The sequence below is a fragment of the Flavobacterium pokkalii genome, assembly GCF_014596575.1.
In the GTDB taxonomy this organism is placed as follows: Bacteria; Bacteroidota; Bacteroidia; order Flavobacteriales; family Flavobacteriaceae; genus Flavobacterium; species Flavobacterium pokkalii.
In genome coordinates, this window is record NZ_NASZ01000006.1 from 80,398 (window position 1) to 102,096 (window position 21,699).

Here is a 21,699-nt window from a genome sequence, read left to right on the forward strand (position 1 = left end):
ATTACTCCAGATAAAGCAATTGTTATTATTTTGAAGTTCAGAAATTTACATTGTTGAATTTAAATGTAAAACTATGAAGCTGAAAATCAAAATAAAAGAGCTTATTATAGAGATCATTTGTTTACTCTATGTTGTATTGTTTGTCTATGCAGCGGTGAGTAAATTACTGGATTTTGAAATTTTTCAGGTACAACTGGGACAATCTCCATTATTGAGTGCTTTTGCCGGATCGGTTTCATGGGGAGTGCCTTTTGTGGAATTATTCATTTCTTTTCTGTTATTATCTTCCAGATTTAAACTAATAGGCTTGTATGGAGCATTTGCTCTTATGCTGATGTTTACCAGCTATATCATCATTATTTTAAATTTCAGTTCGTTTATTCCCTGTTCTTGTGGTGGGATTTTAGAAAAGATGAGTTGGAGAACTCACCTGATATTTAATATCGTATTTGTTTTCCTTGCTTTTATTGGAATTCTATTATTGCTTAGGTTACAATCTGAACAGGATAAAACTATACCAAAGATAGCTATACCAGCTCTTTTCTTTATCAGTCTTTGTAGTATTGCTTTAGTGGGTGGTCTTTTTCTACTTTCTGAAGACATTATTCATCATCGAAATAATTTTATAAGACGATTTCCCCATCATCCATTGTCATTTGTACATGAATTTGATTTACAGCAACCCAGTTATTATATAGCAGGAGTAGCTAATGGAAAAATTTATCTGGCTAATGAAGTAGCACCGCTCGCTATGACTGTAATTGACAGCAGTTTTAAAAAGAAAGAATCTTTTCGTATTAGTCTGCCTAAAAATTCTTTTGAGTTTCATACGGTTCGGGTTATTGTGAGACCACCTTATTTTTATCTGAGTGATGGTACTGTACCGGTAATTTTCAGAGGGAAAACTTCGGATTGGAAAGCCCATATTTGGATGGAAGGAGCTGCCTATTTTAATGCCATGATTCCTGTTACTAAGGACAGGATGCTTATCAGAGCATTAAGCAGTACAACAAAAGAAAACATCTTAGGAACTATTAGCGATAGCGGCAAGATAGTCACGCAACTTAATAGTCATTTGCTGGTCAAACAGATTGATGGTGTTTTTGATACTGATGGTATGCTATTGTATAATCATGAGTTGGATAAGATGATTTATACCTATTATTATCGTAATGAGTTTATTGTCGCTGATTCTCTTTTAAACTCAGATTATATCGGACATACGATTGATACTACAACTAAGGCTAAAATAAAGGTGAGTTATATCAAATCCCATCAAATGAGTAAGTTCTCAGCACCACCTCAAATAGTCAATAAAACGAGCAGTAGTTTTGGACGGTATCTTTATGTAAATGCGGCTTTGATGGGTAAATACGAGCCGGAAGAAATGTGGACAACCGCTTCTATAATTGATGTTTATGATCTGGTAAGCCAAAGCTATCAGTACAGTTTTTATGTAGATGATCAAAAAAATAAAAAGATGAGTGATTTTCAGGTTTGGAAAAATTTATTGATAGGAATTAGAGGAAATCATCTTTTTAGTTATCGATTCAAAAGTGAAAAGAATATAGACAATATAAAGCAATAGCTTTTAAAATATACCGCGCAGTATCAGGGGAACGATTGAAAACCTGTAATAGAGTAGATCATTCATTTTAATTTTAATAGTTATGAAAACGAAATTTTTTCCTTTAGTGGCAATCGTTTTTGCCGTAGCTGGAGCTTTTGCATTTAATGTAAAACCAGAAAAAAGTGCTGTAATGGATGTAAACGGATATATTCCGGGATCGCCTTGTGAAGAAACAGAAGTAGTATGCCAAACTCCTAATAATGGTATCTTTTGTACCGATGCTTCCGGCACTCAATTGTATGAATTGAATGCTGCAGGTACTGCCTGTCCAAATCATTTGTACAGAAAACTATAAGTAATATTGTTTTTTAGAAAAAGATATAGCCAGATTGGAATTCCAATCTGGCTTTATTGTCTATTACTATATTTAATTAAATTTTGTTTAAATTCCTTTTAAGTAATGATCAAACCATTGTTTGGTTCGCTGTTTTAGGTCTAATTGATTTTCGGGTTTTGTAATGATATGTTGTTCTTCGGGATATAATAACAACAAAGCTTTTTTGTTTTGTCGTCTTAGCGACATGTACAATTCCATACTTTGCTCCAGAGGGACATTGTGATCCTCCTTACCACTCCATATCAGCATTGGGGTAGTAATTTTATCGGAATGCATAACAGGGGAGTTATTCAGATAGCCTTGTTTGTCTTCAAAAAAAGATTTTCCCATTCTATATTGATCATTTTCTATTCTCCACATATTCGATCTATCTGTATCCAAATGATAATAGAAATAAAAACTAGTCAAATCATTTATGCCCGCACCTGATACCGCTGCTTTAAAACGCGGTGTCTGGGTGACAATATAATTCACTTCACAACCACCATAGGAATGTCCAATAATTCCAATATTATTTAGGTCTACAATACCTTTTTTTGATACAGCCTCTATAGCTGATTCTACACAATCCAAGGCTGATTTTCCGGCGTTACCAATTTGATATTCAATATCCGGAAATAAAACTAAATATCCATCCAGATTGTAATTTATAGGATTAAAACCTATTCCATCAAAGTTGTTATTACGTAAGAATTTATGGTAGCCAGCTGATAGTTTTTCATAGATGTAAACAATCATAGGGTATTTTTTATTTGGATTGTATCCTACAGGATAATAGAGAATACCCTTTAAATCTGTTTTGTTTTTATTTTTAAATGATATTAATTCAGCCTGAGGTATTTCATACTTAACATATTGGGGATTGGATTGAAACAGTGTTTTTGGGACTACCGTATAGGAGTTGGCAAATTTAATTCTTGGAGAAATGCTGACAGTTTGCTCTTTGAATATATAGGAATTTCCCATTGTTGCTCTATTGAGAGTACTACAGCCAGAGTTACTATAAAATAATGTTTTTAATTTTTTATTAGGCATGTACAAACTATAGCCACTTTCTTTATTATTCCCTATGCTTTGAAAAATTAGACCTTTTGAAAGTACCAAAGAAGGTCTGCCAAAATTTGACAAGGAAAAAGGTTTGAATGATGGAATTTCTGAAAACGGGATACTGTAGGAGATTTTGTTTTCTCGACCATTAGTGATTCTATTCGCACTACCATCGGGAGACAGCATCCAGATATCATATTGATCCGTTAGCAGTAACTTATTATTATCGGTCCAATAGGCATTATCAAATGGAGGTGCAGTACCTGGACGGTCAAAATCAATATCGTAAAAAGGAACGCTTAATGCTGCAGTAAGATTTTTGTGGGTATTGGTTTTTGTATCGAAAATCCACCAGTTTTCATCTCTAAAGTAGCTTATGTATCTTTCATCAGCAGAGGTAGCAAGTTGAGGAGTGGTTAATTCTTGTTTTTTGAGAAAAAGTTGTTCTTTTCCGCTTTCTAAATCCATTAAATATAGATCTACCGGTTTTTCTGCTGTGAATTGTGGTTCGTATTGGATATTGTTGTAGGTAATTGCCAGTTTTCTACTCATGCTTAATTTAACATCGGGGCGTTCGTTAGTTCCTATCAGTTGTATTTTATCCGATTTTGGATTCCAAGACAGTAGTTTTGGGATTTTTTTAGTATCTCCTATATATTTTTGTGTTGGAAATTCTAAAGGGAGTGCAGTATCCCAAATTTCCGGTTGATTGGCGGCACTCTCCTTTACATTAGGAGGTGCCATATAAAAGAATAACTTTTGATCATCTGCTGCAAACCGCATACGGGTTAGTACTCCCGGGTTCATTACAAAAAGGTTGTTTAATTCCGGTTTATTATTTGGGTCAAAAATACTTAGACGGGATTCCGTTATATCGTAATAATACAAGTTGTATTTTGAATCAACAACATTATTAGCAGGAAGTTTTTCTGTAAAAGCTAATGCCGTTGCTGTATGGTTCCAAAGCATGTTTGTAATTGTGGCATTTTCTTTTTGGAAAATCTGTTTTCGACTATAATTATCTTTTGATATAATGACAGATATACCTGAGGAATCCAGTACAGCCAGCGTATTATTTGAAGCAAGTAAAAAAGAATTAATTCCTGAAAATTGCTTACTTAAAGCTGTCTTTAAATCTAGAATCTGCAATTTTTTTTCCTTTAGTAAGAGATAGAGATAACGTGAATCGGCTGAAAATTCAGTAGTAATTACATTTTCTATTTTTTGTTGCTGATTGTTTTTTAAATCAACCAAATAGAAGGCTTGTTTTTCCATTACAACAGACCATTTTCCATCAGGACTAAATTCCATTTTAGTGGCTTTGGGAAAGGACAATCTCTTGAGATTCTCTGTATTTTGAATAAATAATGTATCGTTCTCTGATTCATAATCCAGCATGTAACTAATCCATTGACCATCAGGAGCTATATCTTCTTTTTGTATTATGCTCCATTTTTGAAATTCTTCCGGGGTGAGTTTCAATTTTTTTTCCTGAGCATAAGCATTTGTCAATTGCAATAGGAAACCTATGAGAAGGTATGTATATAATTTTATTTTTTTCATTTTAATATCCGGTGTTTTGGGGTAATAGATTTTTGTTTAGCAGTAGTTCTTTTTCGGGTAAAGGCAAAAGAATCTGGGTGCTTTTCCATTGTGGTTTCAAGTTGCTCAGTATTGCATCGGCTTTGCCGGTTCTTTTGATATCATACCATCTGTGCCCTTGTTCTAAGAATAATTCGATTTTCCTTTCCTTAAGGATGGCATCTAGTAATGCAGCGGCGGTGGTGGCAGAGGTATTGGCTAATCCGGCACGATTACGGATTTTGTTAATATCATTCTGAGCCCCAGTTAAATTTTCGTTATATACTCTGGCTTCCGCTCTTATCAGGTATTGCTCTGCCAATCGAAATAGTATAGAGTATTCTACCGATGTACCAGTGTTGGTATTTTTCTTGTATTTATAAGCACAAGCCCAGGAAACACCTGATTTAGTAACGGTTTTAGTCCAATTTGTTTTTCTAAGATCAGCGGTTTCAAAGCTATTCATCAGGCTTACAGAAAGAGCAGGACGGGTGGGAGGTCCCGAAGTAAAAATAAAAGTTCTGGCTTCTTTGGAATTGAGTCCTGCAATGCCGGGATGTAAAGACCAGATAATCGAAGGGCTGTCTTTTAGGAATACAGTAGAAATATCATTTATCCAGACATATAAAGGATTTTCAATAACTGCCGTGGCATAGCTTTCTGCTTTTTCCCAATTCTCAGCATAGAGATATACTCTGGATAGTAAAGCTTTTACTGTAGCTTTATTAGGGCGTACTCTTTCCGCAGTAGGATAAGTATCAGGAATTAGATTTTCAGCCTCGGTAAGGTCAGTGATGATATGTTGATAGATTTGGTCTGGGCTTAGTTTTCCAATACTCTTATTTACATTATAATCGGTAGTGGTAATATAGGGAATCGCTCCAAAAGTATTTGTCAAATAGAAATGCAGATAGGCTCTGATGAATAAGGCTTCACCAAGGAGACGGTTTCTGTTCTCTCCGGTGATTGTTTCTGATTTTGTTACGCCTTCCAGCAGGGCATTGGCTGAGTAGATTTGATTATAACTATTATTCCACAATCCAGATAACATGGTGTTGGAAGCAATCAAGGTATGATTGTTAAACTCCATCAGTGATGTGGTGGTGCCATAAAAATCAAGTTCATCGGCATAGTTTCCTAAAAGATTAGTTCCTCCGGCGCTCACTCCACTGAGCATTCCATTTTCTCTTATTTGTACATAGATATTGGACAAGACGGCTGTAGCCGTAGCCACTTCTTCATAGGTATTGGCTCCAATTAGTTGTGATTTGGGAGGATCTACCTCAATGAAGGATTCACAGGAGGCAAAGTTGAGCAGGAGTCCTGTAATTAGGATGGCTATTTTAATTTTATTTATCGTTTTCATTTTTTTGAGTATTAGGTTAAAAGCTTAATTGCACTCCGAGTGTAAATTGTCGTAAAGGCGGGAGGAAATAAGCCGAATGGTTTTCAGGATCCGCTCCTTTGTAGTGGGTAAAGGTGAGCAAATTTTGCCCCTGAAGGTAAATTTTAGCCTTGCAATACTTGGCCCATGCAGTAGGAATACTATAGCTGATATTGGCTGATTTTAAACGTATGAAGGAAGCATCACTAATAGCTGCATTACTATCATAGTATTTGTAATAGGCCTGGGTAAGTGTGGCATTTGCTCCTGTAGTATATTGCTGGATTTCGGCCGTTGTCCCATTATCAGGGAAATGGTTCAGCACATCAACAGGCTGGTTGGACATGGTTCCTGCCATGGTAGTAGTAAGGAGGTAATTGTAGGCCTGTTGTTTGACAAACTGAAAAAGAATATCCATAGACCAGTTTTTATAGCTCAATTGATTAGAAAGCCCACCGAAATATTCAGGCGTTAAGTCTTTTACCACTTTTCTGTCGTCAGTAGCAGTGATTAGACCATCATTATTAAAATCTCTGTAGGTGTAAGCTCCGGTTTGAGGATCAATACCTGTGAACTCATAGGCTTTTTTTATTTGTAAGGGTTGGCCGATTACTAATGAATTGCTGTAGGTGGAGCTTTCTAAATCAGGAAAGGCAATTAATTTGTTTTTAGCCCGACTCAGGTTAAAATTGGTAGTCCAATTAAAATCTTTTGTTTTAAAGTTCTGTGTGCTTAACTCCAGTTCAAAACCGGTATTCTGAACCGTGGCATTCAAATTGGTATTTAAGGTAGTGAAGCCTGTAGTGCCCGGGAATGGAATTCCTACCAACTGATTGGAAGAGCGATTTCGATAGTAGGCAGCAGTTAGGTTGATTCTGTTTTTAAAGAAACCTAATTCGAGTGCTGTTTCTAATTTTCTGTTGGTTTCCCATGCAAAATCAGGGTTGTACAGGCGGGTTGGGCTGATTCCTACAACACCATTGTATAGTGCACCCGTTATGCTATAGGTATCTAGAAACTGATAATCTCCAATTTGATCATTTCCTGAAGTTCCGTAGCTGGCACGAAGTTTTCCAAAACTCAGTAAGCTGTCATTAAATATTGCTTCTTTAGAAAACAACCAGGCAGCCCCTACAGCTCCAAAATTGGCAAAGCGATTTCCTGGTCCAAAACGACTCGAACCATCACGGCGAGCTGTAAGGTTAAGGATGTATCTGTCTTTCCAAATCGTATTTAAACGTCCAAATACAGCAGTGTAATTGTAGGTAGTAAAATCATGATTGATTACTTCCTTGTAGGTTGCCGCTCCCAGATTATTCATCAGGTTGTTTCCTGCAAAGCCTGTTCCTGATTGTACCAATTGTTGGGATTTCTGATTTTGGAAGGTTGTCCCCAGAAGTACATTAAACTGCCAGTTAGTGGTTCTTTTATTCCAACTCAATTGCGGCTCTACAATCCATGAATTGGTCTTTGAATCGTTTAGGTAGAGTGTTGAGGAATCGGGGCCAATGTTATATGAAGGATTGTAGATTGTAGAAGGGAGGGTACGGGTTTCTGAGAGGTTAAGGCTGTTGTAGCCCAAACTTGTTTTTAATTCAAAATCAGTCCCGATTTTATAGGAGAGCTGTGCATTGGCAATAAGGTTGTTGGTCTGTGTTAAATACGAACCATTAAGAAAAGCCAAAGGATTACTAAAAGTTCCGTTTTGCCAGTTGAGATTACCTTGTGAATCATAAAGAGCAGGGGCATTTGGCGCAAGTGTATAGGCTGCGCCAGTGAGATCTTGTCCCGGCAGGGTACTTTTGTCAGATATGTAATTGGTAGTTAGGGACAAATTGAACTTATTATCTGTAGAATGATGCGAAAGGGTGTTGTGGAAAGCCCCTCTTTGAAAATTAGCCTCATCGGGAAAGACAGTAGTTTCTTTGCGGTAGTTTCCACTCAGTAAAAATTGAGTATTGGCTCCACCTCCGGAAACAGAAGCCTGCAGGGTATTGATATGAGCCGTTCCACCAATAAGCACTTTTTGCCAGTCGGTATAATGGTTTTGATCCCAGGTTCCGTTGAGGTCATAGGCATTGGTTGGATAGGTGGTTATACCATCGTTGGCAAAGGCTTCTTTTCGCATGGCCAGGTATTGGGAGGTATTGAGTAACTTCATTTTTTGAGCTACTTGTCCAATGGTAGCTGCCGATTGAATAGAGAATTTGGTTTCAGAAGTTCGACCTTTTTTAGTCGTAATTAATACCACACCATTAGCACCACGCGAACCGTATATGGCAGTAGCATCCGCATCTTTAAGGACTTCGATACTTTCTATATCAGTGGGGTTAATACTATTGAGCGGACTGGAATTAGCGGGCAGAATTCCACCTACGAGAGCATTACTACCCAAAGATTGGGATGAAAAAGGAACACCATCGACTATATAAAGCGGCTCATTAGCTTCTGAGCGAATGGAATTGATCCCACGGATTTGGATACTAAAATTCCCGCCCGGCATGGAAGTGGATTGGGTGATATTTACGCCTGACATACGACCTTGCATGGCTGCTAAAGGATTACTGACAGGTAGTTTGTCGATATCTTTGGAAGTAACCTTGGCAATACTACCAGTACGTTCACTGTCTTTGGTAGAATAATAGCCAGCATTGATAATTACCTCTTTTAGTGTAGTGGCATCCTCCTGTAAGAGCACATTAATAGTTGTATTGCTTTGTACAGGGATTTCAATGGTTTTATAACCTATAAAGGAGAATACTAAGAAATCGTTGGGAGCGGCATCAATTAGATAATGCCCTTTTGAATCAGTGAGTATAGCAACCGCTTTGTTTTTGACCTGAATGGTAACACCGGGTAAAATACCAGATTTATCAGATACAGTCCCTGAAATTAAATGGTTTTGGGCATAAGTAGCTGAGCAGAAGCACAGCAAAAAAAGATAGTAGCGTTTGGACAGTTCAAGGACTGACCAAGACTTAAAGATTGAATAATTATTCATACTTTTGTTTTGGTTTAATGAAACGTTAGTTTTGTTAGCTTAGTCCTCTATACACGTTTGGCGACAGGGTAGAGGGCTTTTTTTTATGTCAGAATCGCAATGTTACATAGGCATATAATTTAAAGGATTAAAAGAGGGATGAGCACTGTTTTTACTAGTTACAGCCTAGTGCCAACAGTGCTTTCCCATTTTGTTGTTATATTGATTATGCGAGATCCTTTAGAGGAGCAATGCTTAGATTGAAGTGAGTAAGCTATTTAAAATTAAAATGGCATGGAACTCAGCTTACTGTATCAGAGGTACTGGTATACCGGGGAACAATAAGTGAGCCCACGCCATAAGACGTGAGCATCGTACTTATCTTCTCGTTCCTATAAAATTACCAGTTTTCTGATACGAGAATCAAAGCGAATGCTTCAATATTTTTAATTTGAAGAGTCGCAAAATTAATAAAATCCTCTTTAAAGGTTTTTTATTAAAGTCAAATATATGAAAAAAATCACAAAATTGTCAAATTTGACAATTTTTTTTGTAGTGATTATCTCAATTTCACATTGTGAAAGAGATTAGAAAGAAATATTATATAGCCTTTGGTCAAAATTTGCAGAAGCTAATGGATAAGTATGACAAAGATGTTATGACTGTTGCTTCTATTGGAAAGATTGAACCGAAAGGTGTTTATAGAGTTTTGAATGGTGAACATGGAGCTTCATTAGGTACTATTATTTCATTAGCAAAGGGATTAGAAATTGAACCTAAAGAATTATTTGATTTCGAATTTGATTTAGAGATTGAGTAAATTAAAATATATTCAAATTATTATTAAAAAGATGCTTGGGCATCTTTTTCTGTTTTAGAATATTAGTTGTTAATTAATGGTTGTAATGTAGGAATTATTTTTATAATTGGTAAAAATAAAACTGAATATTGCGAGAGCTATATAATAGTTATGTGGCATTATTGAATCATTGGAGTGAAGATTTCACTTTCATGTTGGATAAAGATAATTTTTTAATTAAACACTTAGATTGATTTAAAAATGTTTGGACGGGTAATTTGTATTTTAGTACTAAGAAACATTATATTTTAAGTATATTTGTAGTACAAAAAATCTATTTATAGTATATTTTATGAAAACAAAAGCAGTTTTTAGAAAAGATATCTTGCAAACAAAAGCCTTGGTTAAAGCAGGAAAAATTGCTTCTGATACAGCTAATAGAGCTTCCAGAGCATTAGGAATATCTGTTACCTATATCAAAGATGGAGTGATATATGAAGAGACTTCTGAAGGCGTAATCACTACAAAAAAACAAATAGAGGATGATGTAGTAGCTCCATTTGAAATTAAGAAAGGATTAATACTTCATGCAAAATAAAAGAGTAAGAGTTTTTGCCGGTCCCAATGGTTCCGGTAAAAGTACTTTATTTAGTGAGTTTAGTAAAAATTACGATACAGGTTTTTTTATAAATGCTGACGAGATTGAAAAGAAATTGGCTGTATCAGGACTTATTGATTTAAAAGAAATTGGTCTTACAGCTACTCAAGAAGATTTAGAAATTTTTAAAGCATCCGAAGCATCTAAGTCCCTTTTCCAAAAAGCAAATGAAAGTGGTCATGTAATTGATGTTTCAGTTAAAGAAAATTTTATCGTAGATACTTTAAAAGAAACACATAGCTATGAAGGTGCATTTATAGCATCTTTTCTAAGGCACTTACTCATTAGTCAAAACAAGTCTTTTAGTTTTGAAACCGTAATGAGTCATTCCTCGAAAATAGACGAAATTTCAAAGGTTGTAGATTTAGGATATGCTGCCTATTTATATTTTGTATGTATAGATAGTCCTGAGGTAAATATTTCCAGGGTAAATAATAGGGTAGAAAAAGGAGGACATGACGTTCCGGAGGATAAAATAGAAGATCGATATTATAGAACATTGGAAAATCTCCATTTGGTATTACCTCATTGTTATAGAGCTTATTTATTTGATAATTCAGGAAAACAACAGGTTTTAATCGCTGAATTATTTAAAGGAAACATGGAAATTAAAACCAATAAATTACCTAATTGGTTTCTTAAATATGTTTTGCCTTATTATACAAGATAGATTAGTTTCTTTAAGGAATCTGTTATTTAAAATTTGATTTTATTTTTAGTAATTTATTACGCTTGATTAACAAATCAAGGGTAATTAAAAGTTAATTAATTTTTTTTACATATTACAAGCTAAACAAGCTTGTCGCTCGACGACCGAGGTACTTTTTCCGTAAGGAAGTAGTACCTTGGCTTGTTTTTAATATTATCTATTTTCCTCTAAAATCAACATATTTTCTCAAATTCATTATGAGGTACAGGGGTACAACTATTTAGTTGTACTTGTACAGCGGAGATTCTAATTGTTCTTTTGTTACACACTGAATGAGATTTGTATTTCTAATAAGTAACTATAAAACAGGAGCGTATGAATATCGACAGAATGGAATTTATAGCTTGGATGGAGCGTATTATGGATCGCTTCGATATCCTTAATGAACACATCAATGATGTTCAAAAGCAACGGAATAACATTGATGGAGAGGAATTATTAGACAATCAGGATCTCCTTCAGATGTTGAAAATTAGCAGCCGTTCACTTCAGCGTTACCGTTCATCAGGTAAATTACCCTATTATACTATTAGCGGGAAGCTTTATTATAAATTATCAGACGTTCATCAATTTATACGTGATAGTTTTAATGCTCCTTTCAAAAAGTGACAGACAAAATCTGTCAAGAAAAGCCATTTAAAGTCATTTAGTATAAGCTGCTATTTCATCTTATTATTTTCGGATATGCAAATTAAAAATAGTATTGTGATGAGCGAGGAAGTTATAGATACTCCAAGAGCTACAGATCAGTTTTCTGATATTTTGTTGGTCTTCGACAAGAAAAAAAAGAAAATAGAGGCAGTTAAAGGAATAGAGAAGAATGGTGAACTGCAAACAGTGGCTGCAAACAAGAAAAATGAAAGCCAGTTTATGCGTGTTGATAAGCATGGAGATTTGTTTTCTAATTTTTTCTCCAATTTTCTCCAGCAATTAAATAATCCTACACATTTTAATTTTTTTAGAGTAGCTGCAGATGATGCAATTAATGTAGCAAATAAAATGCAAAAGGAAGTTGATAATCCTACTAAATCAGCAGAAAAACTATTTATCCAACACGAGATAAAAAATGATTATAAACAAAAAAATAAGAATATTATGGAAACTACACAGTCAACAACGGAAATTAGCGAATACCGCTTCAAATTAGAACAAATCGATTGGAATGCTATGTCTAATCTTGGATTAAGTAAGGAACGTCTTGAAAAAATGAATCTACTTGATCCCTTGTTAAAAGGTTATAAAACGAATGAATTGGTACCTATTAGTCTTGATTTAGGTACTTCTATCACACGAATGGACGCCAGACTTTCTTTGCAGACTAGAGATGATGGACAGGTTGTTGTAGCAATTCATGGAATTCGTAAAGAACCACAGTTCCATTTTCCATTTTTTGGGCATGAGTTCACCAAAGAAGACAAAGAAAACTTACTCAAGACAGGTAATATGGGACGAGTGGTTGATTTAACTAATCCTAAAAATGGAGAAATAATACCTTCCATTATTAGTGTGGACAGATTGACTAAAGAATTGATTGCTCTTCGTACAGATCGTATTAAAATTCCGGATGAGATAAAAGGAGTGAAGTTAGATGAACAGCAAAAGCAGACTTTGATGGAAGGTAAACCTTTGTACCTAGAAGGGATGATTTCTAAAAAAGGAGAACCTTTCAGTGCTTCAGTTCAATTCAATGCTGATAAATGTTACGTAGAATTTCTTTTTGACAGAACTAATAATAAACAGTTTCAAAGTCAACAACAGGAAGTACCCCGCGTATTTAGAGGAAAAGAACTGGATGAGCAGCAATATCAAAAGTTCAAAGAAGGGCAAACAGTATATGTAAGTGGTTTGGTTGATAAGAAAGGAAAAGAATACCAAGGATATATCACATTCAATAATGAAACTGCAAAAACAGATTTTTCTTTTGATAATCCGAATAAGATGAAAAGTCAATCCCAACCAAAAGAGGAAAGCAAGACACAGGTTGCTGTAAATTCTGAAGGTAAAACGAATGAGGCTACTAAGAAGATCAAAGAGCCTTTGAAAACAGAACAGAATATTCCAGATAGTAAAAAACAACAACAAGAACAGCAAGATAAGCCTAAAGCTGCTAAATCCAAAGGACGAAAAATATAACTATTCTAAAGGCTCAATCGATGAAAGTAGTAATTGCAGAAAAACCAAGTGTGGCCAGGGAAATAGCCTTGCTGTTGGGAGCTACTGAGAAGAAAGAAGGTTACCTGATAGGGAATGGCTATCAGGTAACCTGGGCATTTGGACATTTAGTAACTTTAGCTATGCCTGAAGATTATGGAATTATAGGGTTTCAAAAAAATGGCTTACCGATATTACCTAATCCATTCTTACTAACTGTGCGTAAAATAAAGAGAGATAATGGTTATGTTCCAGATGCAGCAGCATTGAAACAATTAAAAATCATTGAGCAGCTTGTGAAAAACTGCGAAAGTATTATTGTCGCTACAGATGCCGGGCGTGAAGGAGAATTGATATTCCGTTATATTTATCAATACTTAAAATGCGATAAACCATTTCAGCGTTTATGGATAAGTTCATTGACAGAAAAAGCGATTCTCAAAGGATTTGATAATCTGAAATCAGGAAAGGAGTTTGATGGTTTATATTTCGCTGCTCAAGAGAGAAGCCGTGCAGACTGGCTAGTAGGTATCAATGCCTCACAAGCCTTGACAGTAGCTGCTGGAAGTGGTATTTATTCCCTAGGAAGGGTTCAAACTCCTACTTTGGCACTTATTTGTAGAAGATTTTTAGAAAATAAAGCGTTTACGATTAAGCAATTTTGGCAAATTGAGTTAGAGCATCGTAAAGAATTTATTGATTTTAAAAGTCTTTCTTTAATCAAATGGGATGACAAGAAAAAGGTTGAAGACACATTGAAATTTATCGAGCGACATGGTGTAGCAACGGTTATATCTGTCGAAACAAAGATGGTTAACGAGCAACCTCCCTTATTGTTTGATCTTACTGCTTTACAGAAGGAGGCTAATATTAAGTTGAATCTATCTGCTGAGGAGACGCTTACTATTGCCCAAAGTCTTTATGAAAAGAAATTTATTAGCTATCCACGTACCGGGAGTAAATATATTCTTGAATATATTTGGGGAGAAATCCCTAAGTTAATAGGAATATTAGAAGAAATGGATAAGTTTAGAGAAATAGTGCCTAAAATGAAAAGAGGGCGTTTGAATAAACGTATCGTTAACGACCTAAAAGTAACCGATCATCATGGTTTATTGATAACAGATAAGATACCTTCAGCCTTATTAGCAAAGGAAAAGGCTATATATGAAATGATTGCCTATCGTTTATTAGAGGCCGTGTCTTCTGTTTGTTTTAAAAAAATAACGGAAGTTGTCTTGCAAGTGGCACATTATGATTTTTCACTAAAAGGATGTAAAATTATTGATCCTGGCTGGAGATTCATTAAGGGAGATTTTATCGATGAGGATAATAATCCAGTTCAGAATTTACCGGAACTAAAGATAGGAGATGAGCTAAAAATAAAAGGAGCAAAAATTTTAGATAAACAAACCAAGCCACCAGTTCTTTATACCGAGGCTAGTTTACTGGGAGCAATGGAAAATGCGGGCAATCAAATTCAAAATGAACAAGAACGAAAAGTATTGAAAGAAATAGGCATTGGAACTCCAGCAACAAGGGCTGCTATTATCGAAACACTTTTTAAAAGAGAGTATATCAAACGAGATAAGAAATTTTTAGTGCCTACAGAAAAAGGATTAAAGGTTTACGAATTGATAAAAGACAAAAAGATAGCCAACGTAGCTTTAACAGCTGAATGGGAATTAGCCTTGCAAAAGATTGAAAATAATGAAGATGATTTCATGAAGTTTCAAAAAGAAATGGAAGATTTTACAATGACTATCACACAAGAAATACTTGCATTACCTATTGAAGCCGAAAAACAACCGGAACTAATTTGTCCAAAATGTAAAAATCAGAAATTAGTAATTCGGGATAAATTGATAAAATGTTCAGGTGAAAGCTGTAATTGGGTACAGTTCCGAAATATATGTGGTATTCAATTAAATCTTATGGATTTGGAAACTTTGATAACTAAAGGTAGAACGAGCCTTCTAAAAGGTATGACCAGTAAATCAGGGAAAAAATTCGATGCTTTTATAGCTATGAATGAGAAAGGGGAGACTACTTTTGTTTTCCCTGAAAAGAAAAGAAGTAAATAAAAAACTCCCATTGTAGAAATGCCCCAAAAAGTTAGACACTATTTGGGGCATTTTTTATGCTTATTTTTTAGACTCTTCAATAGAAGATTTTCTAAATTCTTTTAAAAGCTTTTCTAATTCTAGAGAAGATTTACGGGCTCTGGTTCCAGCAGCTTTATTTCCTTTTTCTGTTTGTAATTCAGCATCAGATTTGAATGTTTCAAATTCTGTAGCGATTTTTTCGATTAATTCTTTCATAAGAGATTTTTTATTTAGCAAAGAGGTAAAAATAATAATTACAATCGAAATTCACACAGAATAATGAATATTCTTCTTTATAGACAATCTAAACCTTTATAAGCCAAATAGTACCAGATATTCTGAATACTATTAACAGCATTCTATATTTATTCATTGATAAAATAAAATAGATATGCTACCAAAAGACCTTTCATATTTCAATTTAAGATTAATAGAATTACTTAATGCGAGTTTTCCAGAAAAAGTTTGGAATACCAAGTTTATAGAGCAGCGTTCACAATGGGCTGCAAATGCTTATGAAGCAGCTTTTCATGCGGGTAATTCAATTGTTCAATGTAATGCCATTGCTAATTATATTCTATTTGAAGGATTGCATTTCTCTAAATTCGATACGGTATTCAAAATAGTAATAAATGAGTTTGATACTATTATGGCAGATGAGGAATTACGCCCATTCGCTCTGAAGATGCTAGCTATTTGTGAATCGGTTTTCCAACGATATAAGGTAAGTCAAGAATTCGTTGATAGTACTGATTATAATCTTCTTTACACAGAACTTACGGGAACCATTGCAATTTGGATAGAAGAAAATGGGCTTCAATAAAAGACAACATCTCCAAACGAATATTGATGTCCTCAAAATTGCTTTTAAACTAGAAAAAGAGAATAGACAAGCTACAGAAGAGGAAAGACTACTAATGAAACAATATAGCGGATTTGGTGGTCTAAAGTTTGTACTTAACCCTGTCGAAAATGCTATAGATAGTAAGCATTGGAGAAAAACGGATCACCATCTATTCTCTCTTACTCAAGAATTACACCAATTACTTAAAGAAAATGCTATAGATGACAGAGAATACCGTCACTATGTTGATAGTATGCGAAATTCAGTTTTGACGGCTTTTTATACTCCTCCTGCGGTTATTTCAGCACTTTCGGATACTCTGAAAGAAAATGGATTGGTGATTAACCGCATGCTAGAACCATCTGCAGGTTCAGGTTCTTTTGTTGAAGTCTTTAATAAAACTTTTGAAACTATTAGCGAAACTTGCGCTTATGAGAAGGAATTGTTGACAGGCAAAATTTTGCAACATATTTATCCAAACATTAAAACTCGCATTGAAGGTTTTGAAACTATTCCTGAAAAAGAACAGAAAAGCTATGATTTAGTTACAAGCAATATTCCTTTTGGGGATGTTTCTATATTTGATCTTTCGTATTCTCGTAGCAAAGATTCGGCAAGAGTTCAGGCTGCTCGAAGTATTCATAATTATTTCTTTCTAAAAGGAGGCGATATGCTTCGTGAAGGTGGGATTCTAGCTTTTATTACCTCACAAGGGGTCTTGAATAGTCCTAGTAATGCTGCTATACGAGAAGCGTTGATGAAAGACCACAAATTAGTTTCTGCTATACGATTGCCAAATAATCTTTTTACAGAACATGCAGGTACAGATGTAGGCAGCGATTTGATTGTGCTACAAAAGCATACTGCTAAAGATGGTTTGTCATTGAGAGAAAAGCAGTTTTGTGAAACTAATATCAATTCTGAAAATGTTTCTAATAATGTCCTATTAACTAATCCTGATTATGTAGTTCATACAAAGTCATATTCGGGAACCGACCCATACGGTAAACCAACAATAATATTTGAACATGAAGGAGGTGTTGAAGGAATTGCTACTGATCTTAAAAGAATATTGAAAGATGATTTTTCTATTCATCTCGATATCGATTTTTATAATGGGTTTTTATCTGAAAAGACAGTAATACAACCAAAGATTCCTTTAGCTAATGAACCAATTATTCAAAAGAAAGCTATCGAAATACCAAAATCTGAAGTAGAACTTTCTCGTCAACTCAAAAAGGAAAATGGATTTCAAGAGCAATTGAATTTATTTGATTTGTTTGAAACTGCTATACCAGCAAAAATAAATGTAACAAAGCCTAGATTCAATAATAAAACAAAAACAGTAAAGCAAAGGATTTATAGAGAACAACCTAGTTTGTTTGATACTATTAAACCCCAACTAACAGATCAAAAACCGAGTGTCTCGGAACAACCTCAAACAATTATTCGAAGTGAAATTGATGGAGATTTGTTTTCTCAACTAAACACGAATAAGCAGAGTAGCGAAGTAGGAAATATAACAACTCCAATTCAGACGGAAACATCACCCAATCCTACGCCTTATACAGGAGAAATACATGTTTTTCATCGAGAGGAATGTCTTGTAAAAGATAATGAATTGATAGGCTATCTGAAAGAAGTGGATATTAAGTCAGGAAAAGCAATGTTTCATCCACTTTTGCTTTCAGCAGGACAAAAAATGAGAGCTTCTGCCTATATTGATTTGAGGGACGTTTACCATCGACTTTATAATAATGAGGCCGTGTTAAAAGAGGAACAAACAAAAGACAGAGAAATATTAAATAAACAATACGATGACTTTGTAAAAAGGTATGGGAATTTGAACAGTGCAGATAATATCAAACTTATTAAAACAGATGCTGCGGGTAAAGAAATTCCCTATTTGGAACGTGTGATTGGAGGAGTTGTACGCAAAGCAGATATTTTTCAACATCCAGTTAGTTTTTCTACTAGCTCACTAGCTACAGATAATCCAGATGAAGCGTTGGCAGCTTCTTTGAATCAGTACGGAAAAGTTAATTTCGACTATATGTCGAAGCTAAGTGGTATGGCATCCGATGATATTCAAGAAGCGCTTCGGGGGAAGATTTTTTACAATCCTTTGGAAAGAGAGTATGAAATATCAGAAAAATGGGTTTCGGGGAATGTGGTGGAGAAATCAAATCAACTCATCGAATATCTAAAAAATAATCCTGATGACAACGTAGCTAAAGAAAGTTTAACCGCTTTGGAAGAAGCTAGACCAAGAAGAATTGAATTTGAAGAACTAGATTTCAATCTTGGCGAGCGTTGGATTCCTACAGAAATATATGCCTGTTTTGCTTCCCAACTGTTTCAAACTGAAGTTCGCATTTTCTATACAGAAAACACAGATGATTTTGCAATTAATTGTGAGCAAAAAAATGTTCATATACGGGATAAGTATTCCGTAAAGTCAGAAAGTCGAACCTATGATGGTATTGCTTTGCTGAAGCATGCGCTTGTAAATACGACACCTGACATTACTAAAAGAATCATCATTGACGACAAGGAGGTTAAGGTGAGGGATATAGAAGCGATACAGGTAGCCAATACTAAAATAGATGAAATTCGAACTGCTTTTTCGGATTGGCTACATGCCCAAAACGATGAGTTTAAAAAAAGGTTGACTGATCAGTATAATAACACTTTCAATTGTTTTGTCCGTCCCCAATATAATGGAAGTCATCAGGAATTTCCGGGACTAGATAGAAAAGCATTAGGGATTGAAGATCTTTATCCAAGTCAGAAAGATGCAGTATGGATGATAAAACTCAATGGAGGAGCAATCTGCGACCATGAGGTAGGAGCAGGAAAAACTCTTATCATGTGTACAGCTGCTCAGGAAATGAAACGATTAGCGATGGTGCATAAACCAATGATTATTGGGCTAAAAGCGAATGTACACGAGATAGCGGAAACCTATAGAACTGCTTATCCTCATGCTAAGATATTGTATCCAGGAAAAGAGGATTTTACAGCACAGAAACGCCAACGCATTTTCGGGGATATAAAGAACAATGATTGGGATTGTATTATACTTACACACGATCAATTTGGTATGATACCACAATCTCCTGAGTTGCAAAAAGAAATTTTACAAATGGAGTTAAACAGTGTAGAAGAGAATCTAACTGCTTTGGAAACGCAAGGAAAAGATATTTCACGAGCCATGCTCAAAGGAGTTATAGTTCGTAAACAAAATTTAGAAGTCAAGCTTAAAACAATAGAGTACGATATAGAAAATAGAAAGGATGATATTGTTGATTTTAAGATGATGGGTATTGATCACTTACTAGTTGATGAAAGCCACCGTTTTAAAAACTTAATGTTCAATACTCGTCATGATCGAGTTGCGGGATTGGGTAATATGCAGGGAAGTCAAAAGGCACTAAACTTGCTTTTTGCCTTACGAACGATACAAGATCGTACTGGTAAAGACCTTGGGGCAACTTTCCTTTCAGGTACTACAATTAGTAATTCGTTGACAGAGCTTTACTTGCTCTTCAAATTTCTCCGCCCACAGGCATTGGAAAAACAAGGGATTAATTGTTTTGATGCTTGGGCAGCTATATATACTCGAAAGACTACTGATTATGAATTTTCAGTTGCAAATAATATTGTGCAAAAAGAGCGATTTCGATACTTTATTAAAGTACCAGAATTAGCTCAATTTTATTCTGAAATTACAGATTATAGAACAGCAAAAGACATTGGTATTGACCGTCCTGAAAAGAATGAAATACTTCATAATATTCCACCCACACCGGAACAAGAAGTATTTATTAAAAATCTGATGGATTTTGCTAAATCAGGTAATGCTACTTTGCTGGGAAGACCTCCATTAACAGACCGAGAAGAAAAAGCAAAAATGCTAATCGCTACCGATTATGCCCGAAAGATGTCATTGGATATGAGGATGGTAAACCAGAAATATGAAGATCATCCAGACAATAAAGCTTCTCATTGCGCTGCAACAATTGCAAGTTATTACAATCGCTTTAACAGTCAAAAAGGAACTCAGTTTGTTTTTTCAGATCTAGGGACCTATAAACCTACTGAATGGAATGTTTACGCAGAAATCAAACGAAAGTTAGTTCAGAACCATAATATTCCGTCTCATGAAATACGATTTATACAGGAAGCAAAAACCGATAAACAGCGTAAAGAATTGATTAGCGCAATGAATGAAGGAAAAATTAGAGTGCTATTTGGTTCTACCGATATGTTGGGTACAGGTGTGAATGCTCAAAAGAGAGCAGTAGCAGTTCATCATTTGGATACTCCTTGGAGACCGAGCGATCTTACCCAGCGTGATGGAAGGGCGATTCGAAAAGGAAATGAGATTGCTAAATATTTTGCTAATAATAAAGTAGATGTGATTATCTATGCTGTTGAAAAATCATTAGATAGTTATAAGTTCAATCTATTGTATAATAAACAGCTTTTTATTGATCAGTTAAAAAGCAATAATTTAGGAAAGCGTACTATAGATGAAGGAGGAATGGATGAAAAATCAGGTATGAACTTCTCTGAATATGTTGCCATACTTTCAGGTAATACAGATCTGTTAGACAAAGCAAAACTTGAAAAACAAATTGCTGGACTGGAAAGTGAACGACAGGCATTTAATCGTTCCAAGTTTAGTTCTAAGTACAAACTGGAAGATGTTACTACAACCTTGGAAAGTACCCAGTCTCGTTTGAATCGAATAATAGTGGATTGGAATAATTTACAACAAAGAATGCAAAAAGGTTCCGATGGAACTTTATTAAACCCCGTTCAGCTAAACGGTCTGCCTGCTTATGCCGATGTCAAACAAGTTGGGGCAAAACTCAACGAATATGCAGAGAAAGCCCGAACGGGTGGTGAATTTGAAGAGATAGGAAGTTTATACGGTTTTACATTATTAGTAAAAACAGAACTTTCAGAGAAAAAAATAGATATACTTGAAAGAGATAATCGATTTTTTGTTCAAGGCGAAGGAGGAATTAAATATACTTATAACAATGAATATATGGCATCTGAACCTAAAACTGCTGCAATGAATTTTATTAATGCACTAAAGAAAATTCCGAGTTTAGTGGAGCAGGAACAAAATAAAATAGCTAATCTCAAAAAAGATCTTCCAGTACTTCAAGAAGTGGTTAATAGTAATTGGTCTAAAGAAGATAAATTACAAGAATTGAAGAATGAATTGGCTACCATGGAGAGAAAAATAAAATTATCAATAGCTCCTTCTGAAAATCTAAAAGAGGTTGGACTATCAGATAGTGATAAAGTAGCTGTTAAGAATGTGGTGACTCCTATTAGATTAAGAGCAATTTAGTTATGATTTAATATCGAATATTGAATAATTTTATAAACGGATTATAGAAAGAGTTAGATTTTAATAAAGAGATTGAATGAGTATGTTTTTTCTTATTTTATTA

14 protein-coding genes are annotated in these 21,699 nt (G+C 34.9%); 10 read left to right on the forward strand and 4 right to left on the reverse strand.

Features of this window, described 5'->3' with window-relative positions; all coding sequences use genetic code 11:
• Positions 1–73: 73 nt before the first annotated feature.
• Together B6A10_RS06180 and B6A10_RS06185 are read left to right on the forward strand one after the other, a co-directional pair.
• On the forward strand, positions 74–1,588 hold the full coding sequence (locus B6A10_RS06180; protein WP_188220152.1) for a DoxX family protein: 1,515 nt from the start codon (positions 74–76) through the stop codon (positions 1,586–1,588).
• Between the two features lie 82 nt (positions 1,589–1,670).
• A complete protein-coding gene (locus tag B6A10_RS06185; protein ID WP_188220153.1) occupies positions 1,671–1,925 on the forward strand; it encodes a DUF6520 family protein in 255 nt (84 codons plus the stop codon).
• A gap of 87 nt (positions 1,926–2,012) precedes the next feature.
• On the opposite strand, the gene B6A10_RS06190 is transcribed toward B6A10_RS06185, so the two are convergent.
• The 3 genes from B6A10_RS06190 to B6A10_RS06200 are packed head-to-tail and all read right to left on the reverse strand — an operon-like array spanning position 2,013 to position 8,980.
• A complete protein-coding gene (locus B6A10_RS06190) occupies positions 2,013–4,577 on the reverse strand; it encodes a S9 family peptidase (RefSeq protein ID WP_188220154.1) in 2,565 nt (854 codons plus the stop codon).
• A 1-nt stretch (position 4,578) separates the two neighbouring features.
• Positions 4,579–5,961 carry a RagB/SusD family nutrient uptake outer membrane protein gene (locus tag B6A10_RS06195; protein ID WP_188220155.1) on the reverse strand — a complete coding sequence of 461 codons (1,383 nt, stop codon included), beginning with the start codon at positions 5,959–5,961 and terminating at the stop codon, positions 4,579–4,581.
• Positions 5,962–5,977: 16 nt separating this feature from the next.
• The gene (locus B6A10_RS06200; protein ID WP_188220156.1) at positions 5,978–8,980 is read right to left on the reverse strand and encodes a SusC/RagA family TonB-linked outer membrane protein; all 3,003 of its coding nucleotides are present in this window, start codon (positions 8,978–8,980) and stop codon (positions 5,978–5,980) included.
• A 556-nt stretch (positions 8,981–9,536) separates the two neighbouring features.
• Between B6A10_RS06200 and B6A10_RS06205 the strand changes: the two genes are divergently transcribed.
• The 6 genes from B6A10_RS06205 (at position 9,537) to B6A10_RS06230 (ending at position 15,360) form a co-directional block, all read left to right on the forward strand.
• Positions 9,537–9,779, forward strand: a complete 243-nt coding sequence (locus B6A10_RS06205) for a hypothetical protein (RefSeq protein ID WP_188220157.1) — start codon at positions 9,537–9,539, stop codon at positions 9,777–9,779.
• Between the two features lie 331 nt (positions 9,780–10,110).
• Entirely contained in the window at positions 10,111–10,356 is a 246-nt protein-coding gene (locus tag B6A10_RS06210) for a hypothetical protein (RefSeq protein WP_188220158.1), read from the forward strand.
• On the forward strand, positions 10,346–11,086 hold the full coding sequence (locus tag B6A10_RS06215) for a hypothetical protein (protein WP_188220159.1): 741 nt from the start codon (positions 10,346–10,348) through the stop codon (positions 11,084–11,086). The genes B6A10_RS06210 and B6A10_RS06215 overlap by 11 nt, the downstream gene beginning before the upstream one ends.
• A 354-nt stretch (positions 11,087–11,440) precedes the next feature.
• A complete protein-coding gene (locus B6A10_RS06220) occupies positions 11,441–11,734 on the forward strand; it encodes a helix-turn-helix domain-containing protein (RefSeq protein WP_188220160.1) in 294 nt (97 codons plus the stop codon).
• A gap of 99 nt (positions 11,735–11,833) precedes the next feature.
• Positions 11,834–13,258, forward strand: coding sequence for a DUF3945 domain-containing protein (locus tag B6A10_RS06225; protein WP_188220161.1), 1,425 nt, complete (start codon positions 11,834–11,836; stop codon positions 13,256–13,258).
• A gap of 20 nt (positions 13,259–13,278) precedes the next feature.
• The gene (locus B6A10_RS06230; RefSeq protein WP_188220162.1) at positions 13,279–15,360 is read left to right on the forward strand and encodes a type IA DNA topoisomerase; all 2,082 of its coding nucleotides are present in this window, start codon (positions 13,279–13,281) and stop codon (positions 15,358–15,360) included.
• 60 nt (positions 15,361–15,420) lie between these two features.
• Here the strand turns inward: B6A10_RS06230 and B6A10_RS06235 are convergent, their stop codons facing one another.
• Positions 15,421–15,597 carry a histone H1 gene (locus tag B6A10_RS06235; RefSeq protein WP_188220163.1) on the reverse strand — a complete coding sequence of 59 codons (177 nt, stop codon included), beginning with the start codon at positions 15,595–15,597 and terminating at the stop codon, positions 15,421–15,423.
• Positions 15,598–15,766: 169 nt separating this feature from the next.
• Here B6A10_RS06235 and B6A10_RS06240 point away from each other — a divergent pair, with 169 nt between their 5' ends.
• The gene (locus B6A10_RS06240) at positions 15,767–16,204 is read left to right on the forward strand and encodes a DUF1896 domain-containing protein (RefSeq protein WP_188220211.1); all 438 of its coding nucleotides are present in this window, start codon (positions 15,767–15,769) and stop codon (positions 16,202–16,204) included.
• Positions 16,191–21,596, forward strand: a complete 5,406-nt coding sequence (locus B6A10_RS06245; protein ID WP_188220164.1) for an N-6 DNA methylase — start codon at positions 16,191–16,193, stop codon at positions 21,594–21,596. The genes B6A10_RS06240 and B6A10_RS06245 overlap by 14 nt, the downstream gene beginning before the upstream one ends.
• The last annotated feature ends 103 nt before the right edge of the window (positions 21,597–21,699 follow it).